The sequence below is a fragment of the Limnobacter litoralis genome (assembly GCF_030160455.1).
GTDB classification, from domain to species: domain Bacteria; phylum Pseudomonadota; class Gammaproteobacteria; order Burkholderiales; family Burkholderiaceae_B; genus Limnobacter; species Limnobacter litoralis.
Genome location: NZ_BSOJ01000006.1, coordinates 364924 through 385485 on the forward strand (window position 1 = coordinate 364924; position 20562 = coordinate 385485).

Annotated in this window: 16 protein-coding genes and 4 tRNA genes; 18 read left to right on the plus strand and 2 right to left on the minus strand. The window is 52.7% G+C overall.

Features of this window, described 5'->3' with window-relative positions; all coding sequences use genetic code 11:
* Positions 1–14 precede the first annotated feature (14 nt).
* Complete coding sequence (locus tag QQJ87_RS03215) at positions 15–824, minus strand: SDR family NAD(P)-dependent oxidoreductase (protein ID WP_284279906.1); 810 nt, start codon at positions 822–824, stop codon at positions 15–17.
* Between the two features lie 67 nt (positions 825–891).
* Positions 892–2118, minus strand: a complete 1227-nt coding sequence (locus tag QQJ87_RS03220; RefSeq protein WP_284279907.1) for an AmpG family muropeptide MFS transporter — start codon at positions 2116–2118, stop codon at positions 892–894.
* 48 nt (positions 2119–2166) lie between these two features.
* Here QQJ87_RS03220 and QQJ87_RS03225 point away from each other — a divergent pair.
* The 18 genes from QQJ87_RS03225 (at position 2167) to rpsJ (ending at position 20510) form a co-directional block, all read left to right on the plus strand.
* Positions 2167–2252, plus strand: a tRNA-Tyr gene (locus tag QQJ87_RS03225).
* 49 nt (positions 2253–2301) lie between these two features.
* Positions 2302–2375 (plus strand) — tRNA-Gly (locus tag QQJ87_RS03230).
* Positions 2376–2387: 12 nt separating this feature from the next.
* Positions 2388–2462 (plus strand) — tRNA-Thr (locus tag QQJ87_RS03235).
* Between the two features lie 56 nt (positions 2463–2518).
* The gene (gene tuf, locus QQJ87_RS03240; RefSeq protein ID WP_284279908.1) at positions 2519–3712 is read left to right on the plus strand and encodes an elongation factor Tu; all 1194 of its coding nucleotides are present in this window, start codon (positions 2519–2521) and stop codon (positions 3710–3712) included.
* A 14-nt stretch (positions 3713–3726) separates the two neighbouring features.
* Positions 3727–3802, plus strand: a tRNA-Trp gene (locus QQJ87_RS03245).
* 57 nt (positions 3803–3859) lie between these two features.
* A complete protein-coding gene (secE, locus tag QQJ87_RS03250; RefSeq protein ID WP_284279911.1) occupies positions 3860–4243 on the plus strand; it encodes a preprotein translocase subunit SecE in 384 nt (127 codons plus the stop codon).
* A complete protein-coding gene (gene nusG, locus QQJ87_RS03255) occupies positions 4243–4776 on the plus strand; it encodes a transcription termination/antitermination protein NusG (RefSeq protein WP_284279913.1) in 534 nt (177 codons plus the stop codon). The genes secE and nusG overlap by 1 nt, the downstream gene beginning before the upstream one ends.
* Positions 4777–4870: 94 nt before the next feature.
* Positions 4871–5302, plus strand: a complete 432-nt coding sequence (gene rplK / locus QQJ87_RS03260; protein WP_284279914.1) for a 50S ribosomal protein L11 — start codon at positions 4871–4873, stop codon at positions 5300–5302.
* The gene (gene rplA / locus QQJ87_RS03265) at positions 5302–6000 is read left to right on the plus strand and encodes a 50S ribosomal protein L1 (protein ID WP_284279916.1); all 699 of its coding nucleotides are present in this window, start codon (positions 5302–5304) and stop codon (positions 5998–6000) included. The genes rplK and rplA overlap by 1 nt, the downstream gene beginning before the upstream one ends.
* Before the next feature lie 194 nt (positions 6001–6194).
* Entirely contained in the window at positions 6195–6725 is a 531-nt protein-coding gene (rplJ, locus tag QQJ87_RS03270; protein WP_284279918.1) for a 50S ribosomal protein L10, read from the plus strand.
* Positions 6726–6770: 45 nt separating this feature from the next.
* Complete coding sequence (gene rplL, locus QQJ87_RS03275) at positions 6771–7151, plus strand: 50S ribosomal protein L7/L12 (protein WP_284279920.1); 381 nt, start codon at positions 6771–6773, stop codon at positions 7149–7151.
* Between the two features lie 133 nt (positions 7152–7284).
* On the plus strand, positions 7285–11394 hold the full coding sequence (gene rpoB, locus QQJ87_RS03280; RefSeq protein WP_284279921.1) for a DNA-directed RNA polymerase subunit beta: 4110 nt from the start codon (positions 7285–7287) through the stop codon (positions 11392–11394).
* 23 nt (positions 11395–11417) lie between these two features.
* A complete protein-coding gene (rpoC, locus tag QQJ87_RS03285; protein ID WP_284279922.1) occupies positions 11418–15656 on the plus strand; it encodes a DNA-directed RNA polymerase subunit beta' in 4239 nt (1412 codons plus the stop codon).
* Between the two features lie 121 nt (positions 15657–15777).
* The gene (gene rpsL / locus QQJ87_RS03290; RefSeq protein ID WP_284279924.1) at positions 15778–16158 is read left to right on the plus strand and encodes a 30S ribosomal protein S12; all 381 of its coding nucleotides are present in this window, start codon (positions 15778–15780) and stop codon (positions 16156–16158) included.
* Between the two features lie 119 nt (positions 16159–16277).
* Positions 16278–16748, plus strand: a complete 471-nt coding sequence (gene rpsG, locus QQJ87_RS03295; RefSeq protein ID WP_284279925.1) for a 30S ribosomal protein S7 — start codon at positions 16278–16280, stop codon at positions 16746–16748.
* Positions 16749–16766: 18 nt separating this feature from the next.
* A complete protein-coding gene (fusA, locus tag QQJ87_RS03300) occupies positions 16767–18869 on the plus strand; it encodes an elongation factor G (protein WP_284279926.1) in 2103 nt (700 codons plus the stop codon).
* A gap of 38 nt (positions 18870–18907) precedes the next feature.
* Positions 18908–20101, plus strand: coding sequence for an elongation factor Tu (gene tuf / locus QQJ87_RS03305; RefSeq protein WP_284279908.1), 1194 nt, complete (start codon positions 18908–18910; stop codon positions 20099–20101).
* A gap of 97 nt (positions 20102–20198) precedes the next feature.
* A complete protein-coding gene (rpsJ, locus tag QQJ87_RS03310) occupies positions 20199–20510 on the plus strand; it encodes a 30S ribosomal protein S10 (protein WP_284279927.1) in 312 nt (103 codons plus the stop codon).
* The last annotated feature ends 52 nt before the right edge of the window (positions 20511–20562 follow it).

Genomic DNA, 20562 nt, shown 5'->3' on the forward strand with positions numbered 1-20562 from the left:
CAGGCCGGGTTTTTTCACTCGTCATTGTGCTCTGTGGACTGAAATGCCCGAATGGCCTTGTCCGAGCCCTCCATTTTGCTGATGCGCTCGGCGGCCCAGTGAAACAGGCCTGGGGCAAGCACCAGTGGGGCGATGGGCTTGGGTACAATGGTTTTGCGTTTTCGCTTCACAATCGCCTCGTACATGGCCTCGACCACCTGCTCGGGTTCAATGGCTGCAAATGCGCCTTTGTGACCGCCCCACAGTTGCCCCGGTTTGGCCTCCTCGATCATGGCCGTCTTCGTGAACGTGGGGTGTACACATCCAACCCCGATGCCATCCAGTGCCAACTCTTGCCTTGCCACATCGGCCAGGGCTTCAACGGCCGCCTTCGAGGCCGCATAGTGCGACATCAATGGCGTGTGAATCGCGGCGGCCAGTGAAGAAACAACCTGCAAATACCCTTTGCTTGCCCGCAAATGGGGCACGGCAGCCCGAATGGTATTGAACGCACCCGCCACATTGACATCCAGTGTCATCTGAAAATCCTTGGGGTCCATCTTTTCGATGGAGCCCATTCTCAAAATGCCTGCGTTGGCCACCACCACGTCAATTCGTCCAAATGAATCAATGCACAGTTGCATCGCCCTTTTCATGTCATCCAGATAACGCACATCGCCCGCACAGCCGTCGGCAGAGTTGCCCAAAGCCAGCACTCGCGCTTCAACTGCTTTGGCATTCAGATCGACCACAAAAACAGAGCCGCCGTTTTCAACCACCTTTTGAGCCAGCCCGGCGCCCAGGCCGCGAGCAGCCCCCGTGATGAACACCACTTTGTCTTTCACTGTCTATCCCCTGTTGTTGAATACCCATCAGCCAGCAGTGTAGACGTTTCGGAATGCATTCTGAAATTCAGGCATGATGTATTGTCAGTTTGTCGATGCTTTTCTTCAAATACACCAGCAGCAACAGACCGGGTGCGGCTGCGGCCGTTGAAAAGAGAAAGAATGTACCCCAGCTCGTGGCGGCCACCAGGTAGCCCGCGGGTGCACTCAAATAAACGCGACCAACCGCAGCCAAAGAAGACAAAAGCGCGTACTGCGTGGCTGAAAACTGTCTGGAGCACAGTGTGGTCAGCAAGCCGACAAAGGCCGCAGTGCCCATGCCGCCACACAGGTTTTCCACAAAGACCGCAGCGGCCATGCTGTACACATGGGCAGGAAACAGGGAAAGCGCCCAAAACGACAGGTTGGACAGGCCTTGTAAAATGCCGAACACGAGCAGCGATCTGAACAGGCCCATTTTTTTCATCAAATGCCCGCCAATGAATGCACCGCCCAAGGTGGCCACCAGACTGACCGTCTTGTTCACCGTTCCGACTTCCGTCAGGGTAAAACCCAAACCTCTCAACAAAAAGGCGGTGCTTAAAGAGCCAGCAAACGCATCGCCTATCTTGTAGAGCACGATCAGAATCAATATCCAGATCGCCGAATCCTTGGTCAGGAAATCCTTGGTGGAGTCCTTGACGATTTCCGAGAGGCTAGGGCCGCGTGTGTTGCTGTGGGTCTGGCCCGAAACCGCCGGGCTCAAGGCCGTGGCCACAGCGCCGGCAACCATCAAAGCACCCATCAGGAAATAGGTGCCACGCCAGCCGAGCCATTGGCCTGCCAAAATCAGCGCCAGCCCTCCGGAGGTCAACATGGCTACGCGATAACCCGCCACGTAGTAAGCGGCCCCCAGCCCACGTTCTTCTTCCGGCAGCAATTCAGTCCGATAGGCATCAATGGCCATGTCTTGCGTTGCCGAGCACAGTGCAACGCCCATGGCGACAGCAGCAACTTGCCAGGCGTTGTGCACATCCAGAGTGGCCATCACGCACAGCAAGCCGGCACAAACCAGTTGCATGATCAAGATCCAGCCTCTACGCCGGTCTAGAAATCCGGGCTGTAGGTAATCCAGCAGGGGTGACCATAGAAATTTGTAGGTGTAGGGCATGCCTACTATGGCGTACAAACCAATTGTTTTGATGTCAATGTTCTCGACAGACAGCCATGCTTGAAGCGTACTGCCACTTAAAGCCAACGGTAAACCACTGGAAAAACCGAGAATAAGGATTGAAATAAGGCGTAATGGTGGCATGGGGTTGACGGGTAATTAAAAAGAAGACATAATCCGTGGTTCTCTTTTGGAGAGATGCCCGAGTGGCTAAAGGGGGCAGACTGTAAATCTGTTGGCTTACGCCTACGCTGGTTCGAATCCAGCTCTCTCCACCAAGAATCTGAAGTTTAACTGAGCAAGCCCCTAAAAAGGGGCGTGTCGGTCGCGGGTGTAGCTCAATGGTAGAGCTGAAGCCTTCCAAGCTTAAGACGAGGGTTCGATTCCCTTCACCCGCTCCAGAAAAAGATAGCGCCCATGTGGCTCAGTGGTAGAGCACTCCCTTGGTAAGGGAGAGGTCGCGGGTCCGATTCCCGCCATGGGCACCAACCGTTTTGATAACCGCGCTTGCGAAATCGTCGTGGGTGCTTGTAAAGAGGTCGTCATGGCAAAAGGAAAGTTCGAGCGGACCAAGCCGCACGTAAACGTAGGAACAATTGGTCACGTGGATCACGGCAAGACAACGTTGACGGCGGCGATCACGACCGTGTTGGCGCGCCTGAACGGTTCAGGTGAAGCCAAGGGTTACGACCAGATTGACGCAGCGCCCGAAGAGAAAGCGCGCGGTATCACGATCAACACAGCGCACGTTGAGTACGAAACAGCGACCCGCCACTACGCCCACGTAGATTGCCCAGGTCACGCTGACTACGTGAAGAACATGATTACCGGTGCAGCGCAGATGGACGGCGCGATTCTGGTGTGTTCAGCCGCTGACGGCCCCATGCCACAAACCCGTGAGCACATCCTGTTGGCCCGCCAGGTTGGCGTGCCTTACATCATCGTGTTCCTGAACAAGTGCGACATGGTTGATGACGCCGAATTGCTGGAACTGGTCGAAATGGAAGTGCGCGAGCTCTTGAGCTCCTACGACTTCCCAGGTGACGATGTGCCCATCATCAAGGGTTCAGCCAAGCTGGCGCTGGAAGGCGACACAGGCGAGCTCGGTGAAGTGGCCATCAAGGCACTGGCCGATGCGCTGGACAGCTACATCCCCACGCCAGAGCGTGCGGTTGATGGCGCGTTCCTGATGCCAATCGAAGACGTGTTCTCAATCTCTGGCCGCGGTACAGTGGTCACAGGTCGTATCGAGCGCGGCGTGGTCAAGGTTGGCGAAGAAATTGAAATCGTCGGTATCAAAGACACCGTGAAGACCATCTGTACAGGCGTGGAAATGTTCCGCAAGCTGTTGGATCAGGGTCAGGCTGGTGACAACGTGGGTGTGTTGCTGCGTGGTACCAAGCGTGAAGACGTTGAGCGTGGTCAGGTTCTGGCCAAGCCCGGTACAATCACACCGCACACAGACTTCAGTGCTGAGGTGTATGTATTGAGCAAAGACGAAGGTGGTCGTCACACGCCATTCTTCAACAACTACCGTCCTCAGTTTTACTTCCGCACAACGGACGTAACAGGCTCAATTTCTCTGCCAGAAGGCAAAGAGATGGTACTGCCAGGCGACAACGTGTCGATCAATGTGTCATTGATTGCACCGATCGCGATGGAAGAAGGCCTGCGCTTTGCGATCCGTGAAGGCGGGCGCACAGTTGGTGCCGGTGTTGTGGCCAAGATTACTAAGTAATTAGTGGTTTACTTAGGGCAATAGCTCAACTGGCAGAGCGTCGGTCTCCAAAACCGAAGGTTGGGGGTTCGATTCCCTCTTGCCCTGCCAAATTTGGTAGGAGTTACGCCGCTGAACTTGTTCAGCGGCGGATTACATTTAAGCAATATGGCTCAAAACGATATTCAAACCGTCTCAACGTTCCAGGACAAAGCGCTGCTTGCCCTGGCGGTTGTGTTTGCGGTCGGTGGGGCAATTGCCTTCCAGGTTCTTTCCGCCCAAGACTTTTTCATCCGAACCGGCGTAGTATTGCTCGGCATCGTGCTTGCGGTGGTTTGTTTTGTACTGTCCCAAACCGGAAAGCGTTTTGTGGGTTTTGCAAAAGATTCGATCAACGAAGCCAAGCGCGTGGTCTGGCCTACTCGAAAAGAGGGGCTTCAGATGACTGGTGTGGTCTTTGCGTTCGTGGCAATCATGGCGGTTTACTTGCTCGTGGTTGACAAAACGCTTGAATACGTACTGTACGACTTGATTTTGGGGTGGACTCGTTAATGGCAAAGCGTTGGTATGTAGTACATGCTTATTCCGGAATGGAAAAAAGTGTGCAGCGAGCCTTGCAGGAACGGATCGACAGGTCAGACATTTCCGACTTGTTCGGTACCATTCTGGTTCCCTCTGAAGAGGTTGTCGAAGTCAAGGGTGGGCAAAAGTCCATCACTGAGCGTCGTTTTTTTCCGGGCTATGTGCTCGTTGAAATGGAGATGACAGACGACTCTTGGCACCTTGTGAAGAACACCTCCAAAGTGACCGGTTTTGTGGGCGGCACCGGCAACAGGCCTGCGCCGATTTCCCAGAAAGAAGTGGACAAAATCATGCAGCAAATGCAGGAAGGCGCCGAAAAGCCCCGTCCGAAAGTGCTGTTTGAGGTTGGCGAGATGGTGCGAGTCAAAGACGGTCCGTTTGCAGATTTCAATGGCAACGTTGAAGAAGTCAACTACGAGAAAAGTAAACTGCGCGTGTCGGTCACCATTTTCGGTCGTGCCACTCCAGTTGAGCTCGACTTTCATCAAGTCGAAAAGGTTTAAAAGTTCTGGCGCCCCGTTTTAATTGCGGCGGGGAATTCGCTTTGTAGCAATACGAGGAGCAGCTTAAGCTGCGTTTGTACTCACGGAGAAAATCATGGCAAAGAAAATTATCGGCTTTATCAAGCTGCAGGTGCCTGCAGGTAAAGCCAACCCATCGCCTCCCATTGGTCCAGCTTTGGGTCAACGCGGCTTGAACATCATGGAATTCTGTAAGGCGTTTAACGCCCAGACACAAGGCATGGAGCCAGGTCTGCCAATTCCAGTGGTCATTACTGCCTTTGCGGACAAGTCCTTCACCTTTGTGATGAAGACGCCTCCCGCAACAGTTCTGATCAAGAAGGCTGCGAAAATCACCAAGGGTTCACCACGTCCACACCTCGACAAAGTCGGGAAGATCACACGTGAACAAGCTGAAGAAATCGCGAAAACCAAGATGCCCGACCTCACTGCCGCCGATATGGATGCAGCTGTTCGTACCATCGCGGGTTCTGCCCGTAGCATGGGTATTCTGGTGGAGGGTCTGTAATGTCTAAAGTATCCAAGCGCGTGCAGGCTCTGCGCGCCAAAATTGATCGCAATGCCCTGTATCAGGTTGAGCAGGCATTGACATTGGTGAAAGAAACATCCACAGCCAAATTTGACGAGTCGGTCGATGCGGCAATTCAGCTGGGTATCGATGCGCGTAAATCTGACCAAGTTGTCCGTGGTTCAGTGGTATTGCCAGCGGGCACCGGTAAGTCTGTTCGGGTTGCGGTATTTGCGCAGGGTGCAAAAGCCGAAGAGGCCAAAGCAGCCGGTGCTGACATCGTGGGCATGGAAGACCTTGCTGCCGAAGTCAAGGCTGGCAACATGAACTTTGACGTGGTTATCGCTTCACCTGACACCATGCGTGTCGTAGGTACTTTGGGTCAAATCCTCGGTCCACGTGGTCTGATGCCAAACCCCAAGGTCGGTACAGTGACTCCCGACGTTGCCACTGCAGTGAAGAACGCCAAGGCTGGTCAGGTTCAATACCGGACCGACAAGGCCGGTATCATTCACTGCACAATCGGTCGTGCTTCTTTCGAAGTGGAGCAATTGAAAACAAACCTGAACGCACTGCTCGAGGCTTTGAACAAGTCCAAGCCTGCATCTTCCAAAGGGGTTTACCTGAAGAAGATCGCCGTGTCGAGCACCATGGGTGGTGGTGTTCGGGTAGATCAAGCCAGCGTGCTTGGTCAATAAGAACTTTGGGCCGGGGTGCAATGGCTATTTGCCAATGCACTTCGGGTTATCAAAGACCGTTGGAAGCTTAGTGCTTTAAAACACAATCCAGCGTAGATGGCGGTCCCGAAGAAAAGTTGTGAATTTGATTTCCTGACTTCATTTTCGGTCGCCTGTTTTAAACAGTGCAATAAGCGCTTTTTTGGAGAAAGACCGTGGCACTAAATCGCCAAGAAAAAGCTGCAGTAATTGAAGAGCTGTCCGAGAAGCTTAAGGATGCTCAAGCAATTGTTGTGGCCGAATATCGTGGTCTATCTGTGGAAAGTGTAACGAAGCTTCGTCAAGAAGCCCGTTCATCAGGTGTTTATCTGCGCGTTTTGAAAAACACGCTCGCTCGCCGTGCTGTGGTTGGCACACCATTTGAGGCTTTGTCCGACAAAATGGTAGGCCCGCTCATCTATGGGATCAGTGCTGATCCCGTGGCGGCAGCGAAAGTGTTGGTCAATTTTGCGAAATCAAACGACAAGTTGGTTTTGACTGCCGGTGCAATGCCCGGTCAAGTCATGGACGTGAACGGTGTGAAAGCACTCGCCACAATGCCAAGTCGTGAAGAATTGCTCGCCAAATTGCTGGGCACCATGCAAGCCCCAATCGCGACTTTTGTACGTACCCTCAACGAGGTGCCGTCCAAATTTGTTCGTGGTTTGGCTGCTGTGCGTGACCAGAAAGAAACGCAAGGCGCTTGAACTTTTAAAGATAGCTGAAATCAAATTTTTACTGGAGAAATCAAAATGGCAACTAAAGCCGAAATCCTTGACGCCATCGCTGGCATGACCGTACTCGAACTGTCCGAACTGATCAAAGAAATGGAAGAGAAGTTTGGCGTTTCTGCTGCCGCCGCTGCTGTTGCAGTTGCTGCGCCTGCTGCTGGTGGTGGTGCCGCTGCCGCCGCTGAAGAAAAGACTGAGTTCGATGTTATTCTGACAGCTGCTGGCGAAAGCAAAGTTAACGTGATTAAGGTTGTTCGTGCAATCACTAGCCTGGGCCTGAAAGAAGCCAAGGATCTGGTTGACGGTGCACCAAAGCCCGTTAAAGAAGGTGTATCTAAAGCTGAAGCTGAAGACATCAAGAAGCAGCTTGAAGAAGCTGGTGCGAAGGTCGAAGTTAAGTAATTTCGCTTTCCCCTGCGCCCAGGAGTTTACTCCTGGGCTTTTTGCGCTTAAATCGCCCGCTCTATGAGAGTGATTTAAGCCATGTGTGTAACAATGCATATCGCTTAATCCGCTCGACATCAGGACAGAAAATATGTCTTACTCTGCCACCGAGAAAAAACGCATACGTAAAAGTTTTGCGAAAAGGCCTCCAGTTCTGGATGTGCCCTACCTTCTCACCACTCAACTCGACTCTTACACAGAATTTCTGCAACTGGGCACCCCAGTGGTCTCCCGTGAAGAGAAGGGTTTGCAGGCTGCTTTTCAGTCTGTGTTTCCCATTACTTCTCACAATGGATACGCCCGGCTTGAGTTTGTTCAATACACCTTGGGCGACCCGGTTTTTGACGTTAAGGAATGTCAACAGCGCGGCCTGACCTTCTGCTCGCCCTTGCGTGCTCGCGTGCGGCTGGTTCTGCTTGACCGTGAGGCCAGCAAGCCCACCGTCAAGGAAGTCAAAGAACAGGAAGTCTACATGGGCGAGCTGCCCCTGATGACCCAGAACGGATCCTTCGTGATCAATGGCACCGAACGTGTCATCGTGTCTCAATTGCACCGTTCTCCTGGCGTGTTTTTTGAGCACGATCGCGGTAAGACACACAGCTCAGGTAAGCTGCTCTTTTCCGCCAGAATCATTCCGTATCGCGGTTCATGGCTCGACTTCGAGTTTGACCCAAAGGACATTCTGTACTTCCGTGTCGACCGTCGCAGAAAAATGCCGGTCACCATTCTGCTGAAAGCAATCGGCATGAATTCGGAGCAAATTCTTTCCTCTTTCTTCGATTTCGATCGTTTCGAAGTCAAAGAAGAGGGTGCCTTGATGGATTTGGTCGTGTCCCGCCTTAAAGGCGAGACTGCCAAGTTCGACATCCTGGACAAGGCTGGAAAAGTGCTTGTCCAAAAGGACAAGCGCATTAACGCAAAGAATGTACGCGACATCGAGGCCGCTGGCCTCGAGAAGATCTCTGTGCCTGAAGATTTCCTGATTGGCCGCACATTGGCCAAAAACGTGATCGACAAGGACACAGGCGAAGTTGTTGCCTCCGCGAACGATGAAATCACTGAAGACCTTCTGGCCAAGATTCGTGAGGCCAGTGTGAAAGAAATCTTCACTCTGTTCACCAATGAACTGGATCATGGTCCGTACATTTCTCAAACGCTGAGAACTGATGAAACTGTTGATCAAACTGCTGCGCGCGTAGCCATTTACAGAATGATGCGCCCAGGCGAGCCTCCCACCGAGGAAGCCGTTGAAATGTTGTTCAACCGCCTGTTCTACAGCGAAGACTCATACGATTTGTCTCGTGTCGGGCGCATGAAGTTTAATCGTCGCGTAGGTCGCCCAGAAGTTGAAGGGCCCATGGTTTTGACCAACGACGACATTCTGTCCGTGATCAAGATTCTGGTTGATCTGCGCAACGGTCGGGGTGAAATCGATGACATCGATCACCTTGGAAACCGTCGCGTGCGTTGTGTCGGCGAATTGGCTGAGAACCAGTTCCGTGCTGGCCTCGTGCGCGTTGAGCGCGCTGTTAAGGAACGTTTGGGTCAGGCTGAAGCGGAAAACCTGATGCCCCACGATCTGATCAACTCCAAGCCAATCTCTGCTGCCATTAAGGAGTTCTTTGGTTCGTCTCAGTTGTCCCAGTTTATGGACCAAACCAACCCTCTGTCAGAAATCACGCACAAGCGTCGCGTTTCTGCACTCGGTCCTGGTGGTCTTACCCGCGAGCGTGCCGGCTTCGAAGTTCGAGACGTTCACACAACCCACTACGGCCGTGTGTGTCCAATCGAAACGCCTGAGGGTCCAAACATTGGTTTGATCAACTCAATGGCCATGTATGCTCGCCTGAACGAGTATGGCTTTCTCGAGACTCCATACCGAAAGGTTGAGGGCGGGGTGGTTTCCGATGAAATCGTATACCTGTCTGCCATTGAAGAAGGTCGCTATGTAATCGCCCAGGCGAACGCAGAGATCGGAGAGGACAAGCGCCTGGTGGGCGATCTGGTGTCCTGCCGCGTGGCTGGTGAATTTGAATTGGTGAACCCCGCGAATGTCGAGTTGATGGACGTTGCGCCCGGACAAATCGTCTCTGTAGCGGCCTCTTTGATTCCGTTCCTTGAGCACGACGACGCCAACCGCGCGTTGATGGGTGCCAACATGCAGCGTCAGGCTGTGCCTTGTCTTCGTCCAGAGAAAGCCTTTGCCGGTACTGGAATTGAACGCACGGTGGCGGTTGACTCAGGCACTGTGATTGTTGCCGATCACGGTGGTGTCGTGGACTACGTAGACGCCAACCGAATTGTGATCCGTGTGAACGACGATGAGGTCGAACCGGGTTCCGTGGGCGTTGATATTTACAACCTCATCAAGTACACACGTTCCAACCAGAACACCAACATCAACCAGCGTCCTATCGTCAATCGTGGCGATGTGATTGCCAAAGGTGACGTGATTGCCGATGGTGCATCCACCGACATGGGTGAGTTGGCTCTGGGTCAAAATATGAAGGTCGCCTTCATGACCTGGAACGGATACAACTTTGAAGATTCAATCTTGATTTCTGAGAAAGTTGTTGCAGACGATCGCTACACCTCCATTCACATCGAAGAACTGTCAGTGGTTGCCCGCGACACCAAATTGGGGTCTGAGGAAATCACGCGTGACATCTCCAATCTGTCTGAGGCTCAGCTGTCGCGTCTGGACGAGTCCGGCATCGTGTACATCGGCGCTGAAGTGCAGGCGGGTGACGTGCTTGTCGGTAAAGTGACTCCAAAAGGCGAGACACAACTGACTCCCGAAGAAAAGCTGTTGCGCGCCATTTTTGGTGAAAAAGCATCAGATGTGAAGGACACCTCACTGCGTGTGCCCTCCGGCATGACCGGCACGGTGATCGACGTTCAGGTGTTCACACGTGAAGGCATTACACGAGACAAGCGAGCACAGTCGATCATTGATGACGAGCTGAAGCGTTATCGCCTTGATCTAAACGATCAAATGCGAATTGTGGAGATGGACGCATTCAGTCGTATCGAGCGATTCCTGACAGGCAAGATCGCCAATGGCGGTCCTGGTCGTTTGGCCAAGGGCAGTGCCATCACAGCGGACTATCTGAACAGCATCGACAAGCACCATTGGTTTGACATTCGTCTGGCAGACGAGGAAGTTGCCAGCCAGCTTGAAAGCTTGAAGAAGTCCATTGAAGACAAGCGCCACCAGTTTGACCTTTCGTTTGAAGAGAAGCGGAAGAAGTTGACACAAGGTGACGAGCTGCCCCCAGGCGTTCTCAAGATGGTCAAGGTGTACCTGGCCGTTAAGCGTCGTCTGCAGCCCGGTGACAAAATGGCCGGTCGTCACGGTAACAAGGGTGTTGTGTCCAAAATTGTGCCGGTTGAAGATTTGCCCTACATGGCGGACGGAAGTCCGGTTGACATCGTGCTGAACCCGCTGGGTGTTCCTTCGCGGATGAACGTGGGTCAGATTCTGGAAACCCACCTGGGTTGGGCAGGCAAGGGCATCGGTGATCGCATCAACGAGATGCTTGAGCAGCAGGCAGGTGTGGCCAAGTTGAGAAGCTATCTGGACCGTGTGTACAACAGCACCGGCACCAAGGTTGATCTTGATTCGCTGTCCGATGACGAAATCGTCGCCATGTCCAAAAACCTGTCGAAGGGTATGCCTTTCGCAACGCCGGTGTTTGACGGTGCGACGGAAGACGACATCAAAGCCATGCTGAATCTGGCTTATCCAAGCGATGATCCCGCCATGCAGGCCCTTGGTTTCAACGAAGACAAAACCCAATTGACGTTGTACGACGGTCGCACAGGGGAAGCATTCGATCGCAAGGTGACGGTGGGTTACATGCACGTACTCAAGTTGCACCACCTGGTTGATGACAAGATGCACGCGCGTTCAACAGGACCATACTCGCTGGTTACTCAGCAACCGTTGGGCGGTAAAGCCCAGTTTGGTGGTCAGCGCTTTGGTGAGATGGAAGTGTGGGCGCTTGAGGCCTACGGTGCATCCTACGTTCTGCAGGAAATGTTGACCGTGAAGTCAGACGATGTGAATGGACGAACCAAGGTGTACGAGAATTTGGTCAAAGGTGATCACACAATCGATGCTGGAATGCCGGAATCATTCAACGTGTTGGTGAAAGAAATCCGTTCGTTGGGCATTGACATTGATCTGGATCGCTTCTGAGCGACCTAGACGGAGGTATTTAGATGAAAGCATTACTAGATCTGTTTAAACAGGTCCAGCAGGACGAACAGTTTGACGCAATTAAAATTGCGGTCGCATCACCTGACAAAATCCGTTCATGGTCTTTTGGAGAGGTCAAAAAGCCTGAGACCATTAACTATCGAACTTTCAAGCCTGAAAGAGATGGTTTGTTCTGTGCCAAAATTTTTGGCCCGATCAAAGATTATGAATGTCTGTGCGGCAAGTACAAGCGCCTCAAGCATCGTGGAGTGATCTGCGAGAAGTGCGGCGTCGAGGTCACGCTGTCCAAGGTGCGTCGTGAACGTATGGGTCACATCGACCTTGCTTCACCCGTTGCCCACATTTGGTTTTTGAAGTCACTGCCATCCCGTCTGGGTATGGTGCTCGACATGACACTTCGCGACATCGAGCGGGTGCTGTACTTCGAAGGTTTCGTGGTGGTTGATCCCGGCATGACCCCTTTGAAGCGTTGTCAGTTGCTCACCGAAGAGGACTACCTCGCCAAGCAGGAAGAGTACGGTGACGATTTCCGTGCCCTGATGGGTGCTGAGGGTATTCGTGAGTTGTTGAAGTCCATCGACATCGATCGTGAGGTCAACACCCTGCGCGACGAACTGGCTGCGACCAATTCCGAAGCAAAGATCAAGAAGATTGCCAAGCGTCTGAAGGTGCTGGAAGGGTTCCAGAAATCCGGAATCAAGCCAGAGTGGATGATTCTAGAGGTGTTGCCTGTACTGCCGCCTGAGTTGCGCCCATTGGTTCCTCTGGACGGTGGCCGTTTTGCGACCTCTGATCTGAATGACCTTTACCGTCGCGTGATCAACCGTAACAACCGCTTGAAGCGTCTTCTGGAACTGGCTGCACCAGACATCATCGTCCGCAACGAAAAGCGCATGTTGCAAGAGGCTGTTGATTCACTGCTCGACAACGGTCGTCGCGGCAAGGCAATGACAGGCGCCAACAAGCGCCCATTGAAGTCCTTGGCAGACATGATCAAAGGCAAGGGTGGTCGTTTCCGCCAAAACTTGCTGGGTAAGCGCGTTGACTATTCGGGTCGTTCAGTGATTGTGGTTGGCCCACAATTGAAGCTCCACCAATGCGGTCTTCCGAAGTTGATGGCGCTTGAGCTGTTTAAGCCTTTCATTTTCAACCGTCTGGAAGTGATGGGTATCGCGACAACCATCAAGCAGGCCAAGAAATTTGTTGAAAACCAAGAGCCGATTGTTTGGGACATTCTCGAAGAGGTGATCCGTGAGCATCCGGTTCTGCTGAACCGCGCCCCAACTTTGCACCGCTTGGGTATCCAGGCATTTGAACCCGTGCTGATCGAAGGCAAGGCAATTCAACTGCATCCTTTGGTTTGTGCTGCCTTCAACGCCGACTTCGACGGTGACCAGATGGCTGTGCACGTTCCTTTGTCACTGGAAGCTCAGATTGAGGCCCGCACGCTGATGCTGGCTTCGAACAACATTCTGTTTCCAGCCAACGGCGAGCCCTCAATTGTTCCGTCGCAAGACATCGTGCTGGGCCTGTACTACACCACCCGTGAGCGAGTCAATGCACGTGGCGAGGGCATGGTTTTCGCTGATGTTTGTGAAGTGAACCGTGCCTACGACAACAAGGAAGTCGAGCTCAGCACCAAAATCACGGTGCGTATCGATGAAGTGACGGTGGATCCAGAAACTGGCGAGAAGTCGACCAAGCGAAACCGCTATGAAACGACGGTTGGTCGCGCCCTGTTGTCTGAAATCCTGCCTCCAGGTCTGCCTTTCTCCTTCATTGATCGACCATTGAAGAAGAAAGAAATTTCCCGTCTGATCAACGCCTCTTTCCGTCGCTGCGGCTTGCGTGAGACGGTGATTTTTGCTGACAAGCTCATGCAAATGGGTTTCCGTCTGGCCACACGTGGTGGTATTTCCATCGCCATGGGTGACATGGTTATCCCAGAGCAAAAGCACACCATCATTTCCGCAGCTGAAGCGGAAGTGAAAGAGATTCAGGCTCAGTACACTTCAGGTCTGGTTACGCAAGGCGAGCGCTACAACAAAGTTGTGGACATCTGGGGTCGTGCTGGCGATCAGGTCGGCAAGGCCATGATGGAGCAGCTTTCTACTGAGCCAGTGGTTGACCGCAATGGCAATGAAGTCCGTCAAGAGTCATTCAACGCCATTTACATGATGGCTGACTCTGGCGCTCGTGGTTCAGCCGCACAGATTCGCCAGTTGGCCGGTATGCGTGGTCTGATGGCCAAGCCCGACGGCTCAATCATTGAAACGCCGATTATTGCGAACTTCCGCGAAGGCTTGAACGTTCTGCAGTACTTCATTTCAACCCACGGTGCACGTAAAGGTCTGGCCGATACGGCCCTGAAGACAGCCAACTCCGGTTACTTGACCCGACGTCTCGTCGATGTAACCCAAGATCTGGTCGTGGTTGAAGAGGATTGTGGCACCAGCAACGGTGTCGCGATGAAGGCCTTGGTGGAAGGCGGTGAAGTGATCGAGGCCTTGCGTGATCGTATTCTTGGCCGTGTAACCGCTGCCGAGGTGGTCAACCCTGAGACCCAGGAAACCGTGTTTGAATCAGGCGTGTTGCTTGACGAATCTGCGGTCGAACTGATTGACCATTACGGCATTGACGAAGTGCGTGTTCGTACCCCTCTGAATTGCGAAACCCGTTATGGCTTGTGTGCCAAGTGTTACGGTCGTGACCTTGGACGCGGAACGTTGGTCAACATCGGTGAGGCTGTCGGTGTGATCGCCGCCCAGTCCATTGGTGAGCCTGGTACCCAGTTGACGATGCGCACCTTCCACATCGGTGGTGCCGCGTCACGTGCTGCTGTAGCGTCAGGCATTGAAGCCAAGTCAAACGGCATCGTGCGCTTTACCGCAACCATGCGTTATGTGACGAATGGCAAGGGCGAGCAGATTGTCATCTCTCGATCTGGTGAGTTGTTGATTACCGACGACTTCGGTCGTGAGCGTGAGCGCCACAAACTGCCTTATGGTGCAACACTGGCCGTATTGGATGGCAACCAGGTCAAGGCCGGTACAAATCTGGCCACTTGGGATCCGCTGACTCGTCCAATCGTGACGGAGTACGGTGGTCAAATCAAGTTTGAAAACATTGAGGAAGGTGCAACAGTCGCCAAGCAGATTGACGAAGTGACCGGTTTGTCCACCCTGGTGGTAATCGATGCCAAACGCCGTACTGCGGGTGGTAAAGGTGAGCGTCCTCAGGTCAAGTTGCTTGACGAAGCCGGCAATGAAGTCAAAATTGCCAACAGTGATCACTCTGTGAACATCAGCTTCCCAGTGGGTGCGTTGATTACCGTGCGTGATGGTCAGCAGGTGTCTGTGGGTGAAGTTCTGGCCCGTATTCCGCAGGAAAGCCAGAAGACCCGTGACATCACAGGTGGTTTGCCTCGCGTGGCTGAACTCTTTGAAGCGCGTTCTCCGAAAGATGCCGGTATGCTGGCCGAGGTCACAGGCACCGTCTCATTCGGTAAGGACACCAAGGGCAAGCAGCGTTTGGTGATCACCGATCTGGATGGGGTTTCTCACGAATTCCTGATTCTCAAAGACAAGCACGTACTGGTCCACGATGGTCAAGTGGTCAACAAGGGTGAATCGATCGTTGATGGTCCTGCAGACCCACACGATATCCTTCGACTGCTAGGTATCGAAGCACTGGCTCGCTACATTGTCGATGAAGTACAGGACGTGTATCGATTGCAGGGCGTGAAGATTAACGACAAACACATTGAAGTGATTGTTCGTCAAATGTTGCGTCGTGTAATCGTCGAAAATCCAGGTGACACAGGCTTTATTCCTGCTGAGCAGGTCGAGCGGTCTGAGTTGCTGGATGCCAATGATCTGGCAATCAAAGAAGACAAGCAGCCTGCTACCTACCAAAACGTGTTGTTGGGTATTACGAAGGCATCCTTGTCCACAGACTCTTTCATTTCTGCGGCGTCGTTCCAAGAAACCACGCGCGTGCTTACAGAAGCCGCGATCATGGGCAAACGGGACGATTTGCGTGGCTTGAAAGAGAACGTTATTGTCGGCCGTCTGATTCCCGCGGGCTCTGGCCTTGCCTTCCACAAGGCAAGAAAAGCCAAAGAGTTGCGAGAGGCCGAAGAGTTGCGTCAAATCGAAGCCGAACAGGATCCCCGCGCCCAGGCCGAGGCACTGTTCAACATGCCTTCAGATGACAGCAACAATGTTGCAGATGAGTCCTAACTCGTTGAGATTATTCTGAAACAGGATTGACCTGCGGTTGTATTTCAGACTACAATCGCGGGCTAAATTGGCTGCAAGTGATCTTGCAGCCCTTTTGTTTTTTCTAACCGGAACTGGAAATATGCCAACCATTAATCAACTTGTGCGCAAACCACGCACCAGTGTGACCATGAAAAGCAAGAGCCCAGCGCTTGAGAACTGTCCTCAAAAGCGTGGCGTTTGCACCCGTGTTTACACTACAACTCCAAAAAAGCCCAACTCAGCCCTGCGTAAAGTCGCCAAAGTGCGTTTGACCAACGGCTTTGAGGTGATTTCTTACATCGGTGGTGAAGGCCACAACCTTCAAGAGCACTCAGTGGTTCTGATCCGCGGCGGTCGAGTCAAAGACTTGCCCGGTGTTCGTTATCACATCGTACGCGGTTCACTGGACCTTCAAGGTGTTAAAGACCGTAAGCAGGCTCGTTCGAAGTATGGTTCAAAGAGACCAAAGCAGGCCAAGTAAGCCGGTTTTGTTTTGAGCCCATTATTAACGCATTCCGTGCGGCTCCCTGATTAGCGGGAGTCGAGTAAGCAGATGCAAAAGTAGGAATTGTCCTACGCTGAAGAAAAAGGAATAGAAGTATGCCACGTCGTCGCGAAGTACCGCGCAGAGACATTCTGCCCGATCCAAAGTTCAAGAGTGTAGAAGTAGCCAAGTTCATGAACGTCATCATGCTGTCAGGCAAGAAGGCTGTTGCAGAGCGGATCATTTATGGTGCGTTTGAAAGCATCACCACGAAAACTGGCAAAGATCCTCTTGAGGTATTCAACACCGCGATTAACAACGTCAAGCCAGTGGTAGAAGTGAAGTCACGTCGTGTAGGTGGCGCGAACTATCAAGTTCCGGTTGAAGTTCGTCCCTCACGTCGTCTCGCTTTGGCCATGCGCTGGATGCGTGAAGCAGCCAAAAAGCGTAGCGAAAAGTCAATGGACTTGCGCTTGGCTGGTGAGCTGCTTGAGGCAGCAGAAGGTCGTGGCGGCGCAATGAAGAAGCGCGACGAGGTACATCGTATGGCAGAAGCCAACAAGGCATTCTCTCATTTCCGATTCTAAATTTAACTGGAGTGTCAAATGGCTCGTAAGACGCCTATTGAAAGGTATAGAAACATTGGTATTTCTGCGCACATTGACGCTGGAAAGACCACCACGACAGAACGAATCCTGTTCTACACCGGTGTAAGTCACAAGATTGGTGAGGTTCACGACGGTGCTGCCACCATGGACTGGATGGAGCAGGAGCAGGAGCGTGGCATTACGATTACGTCCGCTGCCACTACATGCTTTTGGAAAGGCATGGACATGGGTTACGACGAGCATCGTATCAACATCATTGACACCCCAGGGCACGTTGACTTTACCATCGAGGTAGAGCGTTCAATGCGTGTGTTGGATGGCGCTTGTATGGTTTATTGCGCAGTGGGTGGTGTACAGCCACAGTCTGAGACCGTATGGCGCCAAGCCAATAAGTACGGTGTTCCACGTTTGGCTTTCGTCAACAAGATGGACCGCACAGGTGCAAACTTCTTCAAGGTCTATGACCAGATGAAACTGCGTCTTCGCGCCAATCCGGTTCCTATGCAGGTGCCAATCGGCGCTGAAGAGAACTTCAAGGGTGTGGTTGACTTGGTCAAAATGAAGGCCATCTGGTGGGATGAAGCTTCACAGGGCATGAAATTTGAATACGGCGAAATTCCAGCCGAATTGAAGGCAGACTGCGCCAAGTGGCGCGAAAACCTGCTGGAAGTGGCAGCCGAGTTCAGCGAAGAGTTGATGAACGCCTATCTTGAGAACGGCGATCTGTCAGAAGAGCAAATCAAGCAGGCCATCCGTCACCGCACCATCGCGGGTGAAATTCAGCCTATGTTCTGTGGCTCCGCCTTCAAGAACAAAGGTGTTCAGGCCATGCTGGATGCGGTTATCGACTACATGCCCTCGCCTGTGGATGTGCCACCGGTTGAAGGCTTTGATGACGACGAGCAGCCTGCCGTTCGTAAGGCCGACGATCAGGAGAAATTCTCCGCGCTGGCCTTCAAATTGATGAGCGACCCTTTCGTGGGTCAATTGACTTTCGTGCGCGTTTACTCCGGTGTTTTGAGTAAGGGTGACTCCGTATTCAACCCTGTGCGTGGCAAAAAAGAACGCATTGGCCGTATCGTGCAGATGCACGCGAACAATCGTGTGGAAATCGAAGAAATTCGCGCGGGTGACATCGCTGCCTGTGTGGGCTTGAAAGAAGTAACAACCGGTGAAACCCTGTGTGATCCTGCAAGCATCATCACGCTTGAGCGCATGGAGTTCCCTGAGCCAGTGATTTCTCAAGCCGTTGAGCCTAAATCAAAGGCAGACCAGGAAAAAATGGGTATTGCGCTGAGCCGGCTGGCCCAGGAAGATCCTTCTTTCCGAGTTCGCACTGATGAGGAAACCGGCCAGACGATCATTTCAGGTATGGGCGAGCTGCACCTTGAAATTATTGTTGACCGGATGAAGCGTGAATTCGGTGTTGAAGCCAACATCGGCAAGCCTCAAGTGGCCTACCGCGAAACCATTCGCGGAACTGTCAATGAGGTGGAAGGCAAGTTTGTTCGGCAGTCCGGTGGTCGCGGTCAGTATGGTCACGTGGTTCTGCGCGTCGAGCCTAACGAGGCTGGCAAAGGCTTTGAGTTCCTTGATGAGATCAAGGGTGGTGTAGTTCCTCGCGAATACATTCCTGCTGTTCAAAAGGGTATTGAAGAGGCCTTGACAAGCGGTGTGATCGCTGGATACCCAGTGGTTGACGTGAAGGTTGCTTTGCACTTCGGTTCTTACCACGATGTGGACTCCAACGAAACTGCGTTCAAGATCGCGGCTTCCATGGGTTTCAAAGAAGGTATGCGTCGCGCAAACCCTGTGCTTCTTGAGCCAATGATGTCTGTTGAGGTTGAAACACCCGAAGATTATGCAGGTACGGTGATGGGCGATTTGTCCTCACGTCGTGGTGTGGTTCAGGGCATGGAAGACATGGTGGGCGGCGGAAAGGCCATTCGCGCAGAGGTTCCTCTTGCAGAAATGTTTGGTTATTCCACAACGCTGCGTTCTCTGACTCAGGGTCGCGCAACCTACACCATGGAATTCAAGCACTATGCGGATGCGCCTAAAAACGTGGCGGATGCAGTCATTAGCGCTCGCGGCAAGTAATTGTTAATTTAACTATCAAAGATTGAGAGGTATTTGCAATGGCAAAAGGAAAGTTCGAGCGGACCAAGCCGCACGTAAACGTAGGAACAATTGGTCACGTGGATCACGGCAAGACAACGTTGACAGCGGCGATCACGACCGTGTTGGCGCGCCTGAACGGTTCAGGTGAAGCCAAGGGTTACGACCAGATTGACGCAGCGCCCGAAGAGAAAGCGCGCGGTATCACGATCAACACAGCGCACGTTGAGTACGAAACAGCGACCCGCCACTACGCCCACGTAGATTGTCCAGGTCACGCTGACTACGTGAAGAACATGATTACCGGTGCAGCGCAGATGGACGGCGCGATTCTGGTGTGTTCAGCCGCTGATGGCCCCATGCCACAAACCCGTGAACACATCCTGTTGGCCCGCCAGGTTGGTGTGCCTTACATCATCGTGTTCCTGAACAAGTGCGACATGGTTGATGACGCCGAATTGCTGGAGCTGGTTGAAATGGAAGTGCGCGAGCTCTTGAGCTCCTACGACTTCCCAGGTGACGATGTGCCCATCATCAAGGGTTCAGCCAAGCTGGCGCTGGAAGGCGACACAGGCGAGCTCGGTGAAGTGGCCATCAAGGCACTGGCCGATGCGCTGGACAGCTACATCCCCACGCCAGAGCGTGCGGTTGATGGCGCGTTCCTGATGCCAATCGAAGACGTGTTCTCAATCTCTGGCCGCGGTACAGTGGTCACAGGTCGTATCGAGCGCGGCGTGGTCAAGGTTGGCGAAGAAATTGAAATCGTGGGTATCAAAGACACCGTGAAGACCATCTGTACAGGCGTGGAAATGTTCCGCAAGCTGTTGGATCAGGGTCAGGCTGGTGACAACGTGGGTGTGTTGCTGCGTGGTACCAAGCGTGAAGACGTTGAGCGTGGTCAGGTTCTGGCCAAGCCCGGTACAATCACCCCGCACACAGACTTCAGTGCTGAGGTGTATGTATTGAGCAAAGACGAAGGTGGTCGTCACACGCCATTCTTCAACAACTACCGTCCTCAGTTTTACTTCCGCACAACGGACGTAACAGGCTCAATTTCTCTGCCAGAAGGCAAAGAGATGGTACTGCCAGGCGACAACGTGTCGATCAATGTGTCATTGATTGCACCGATCGCGATGGAAGAAGGCCTGCGCTTTGCGATCCGTGAAGGCGGGCGCACAGTTGGTGCCGGTGTTGTGGCCAAGATTACTAAGTAATTGATGCATGCCTCCGGTTGCCAGTCGGTAACCGGAGAATTTATTGAGATGCGCCGAAAACCACCGGGCATACTCAGTCGCTCTTTTTGGAATAAACATGAACAATCAAAAAATTCGAATTCGTTTGAAAGCTTTCGATTACAAGTTGATCGATCAATCGGCTCTGGAGATCGTAGAGACCGCTAAAAGAACAGGCGCCGTTGTGCGCGGTCCGGTTCCGCTGCCAACCCGCATCAAGCGTTTTGATATTTTGCGTTCACCTCACGTCAACAAAACATCACGTGATCAGTTTGAGATTCGCACCCATCAGCGTTTGATGGACATCGTTGATCCTACAGACAAGACCGTTGATGCATTGATGAAGCTGGATCTCCCGGCTGGCGTGGATGTGGAAATTAAGCTGCAATAAGATTGCAATAAGTTGTTGTTTTAGTTTATACTCCTTGGCTGGCTTGAATTGG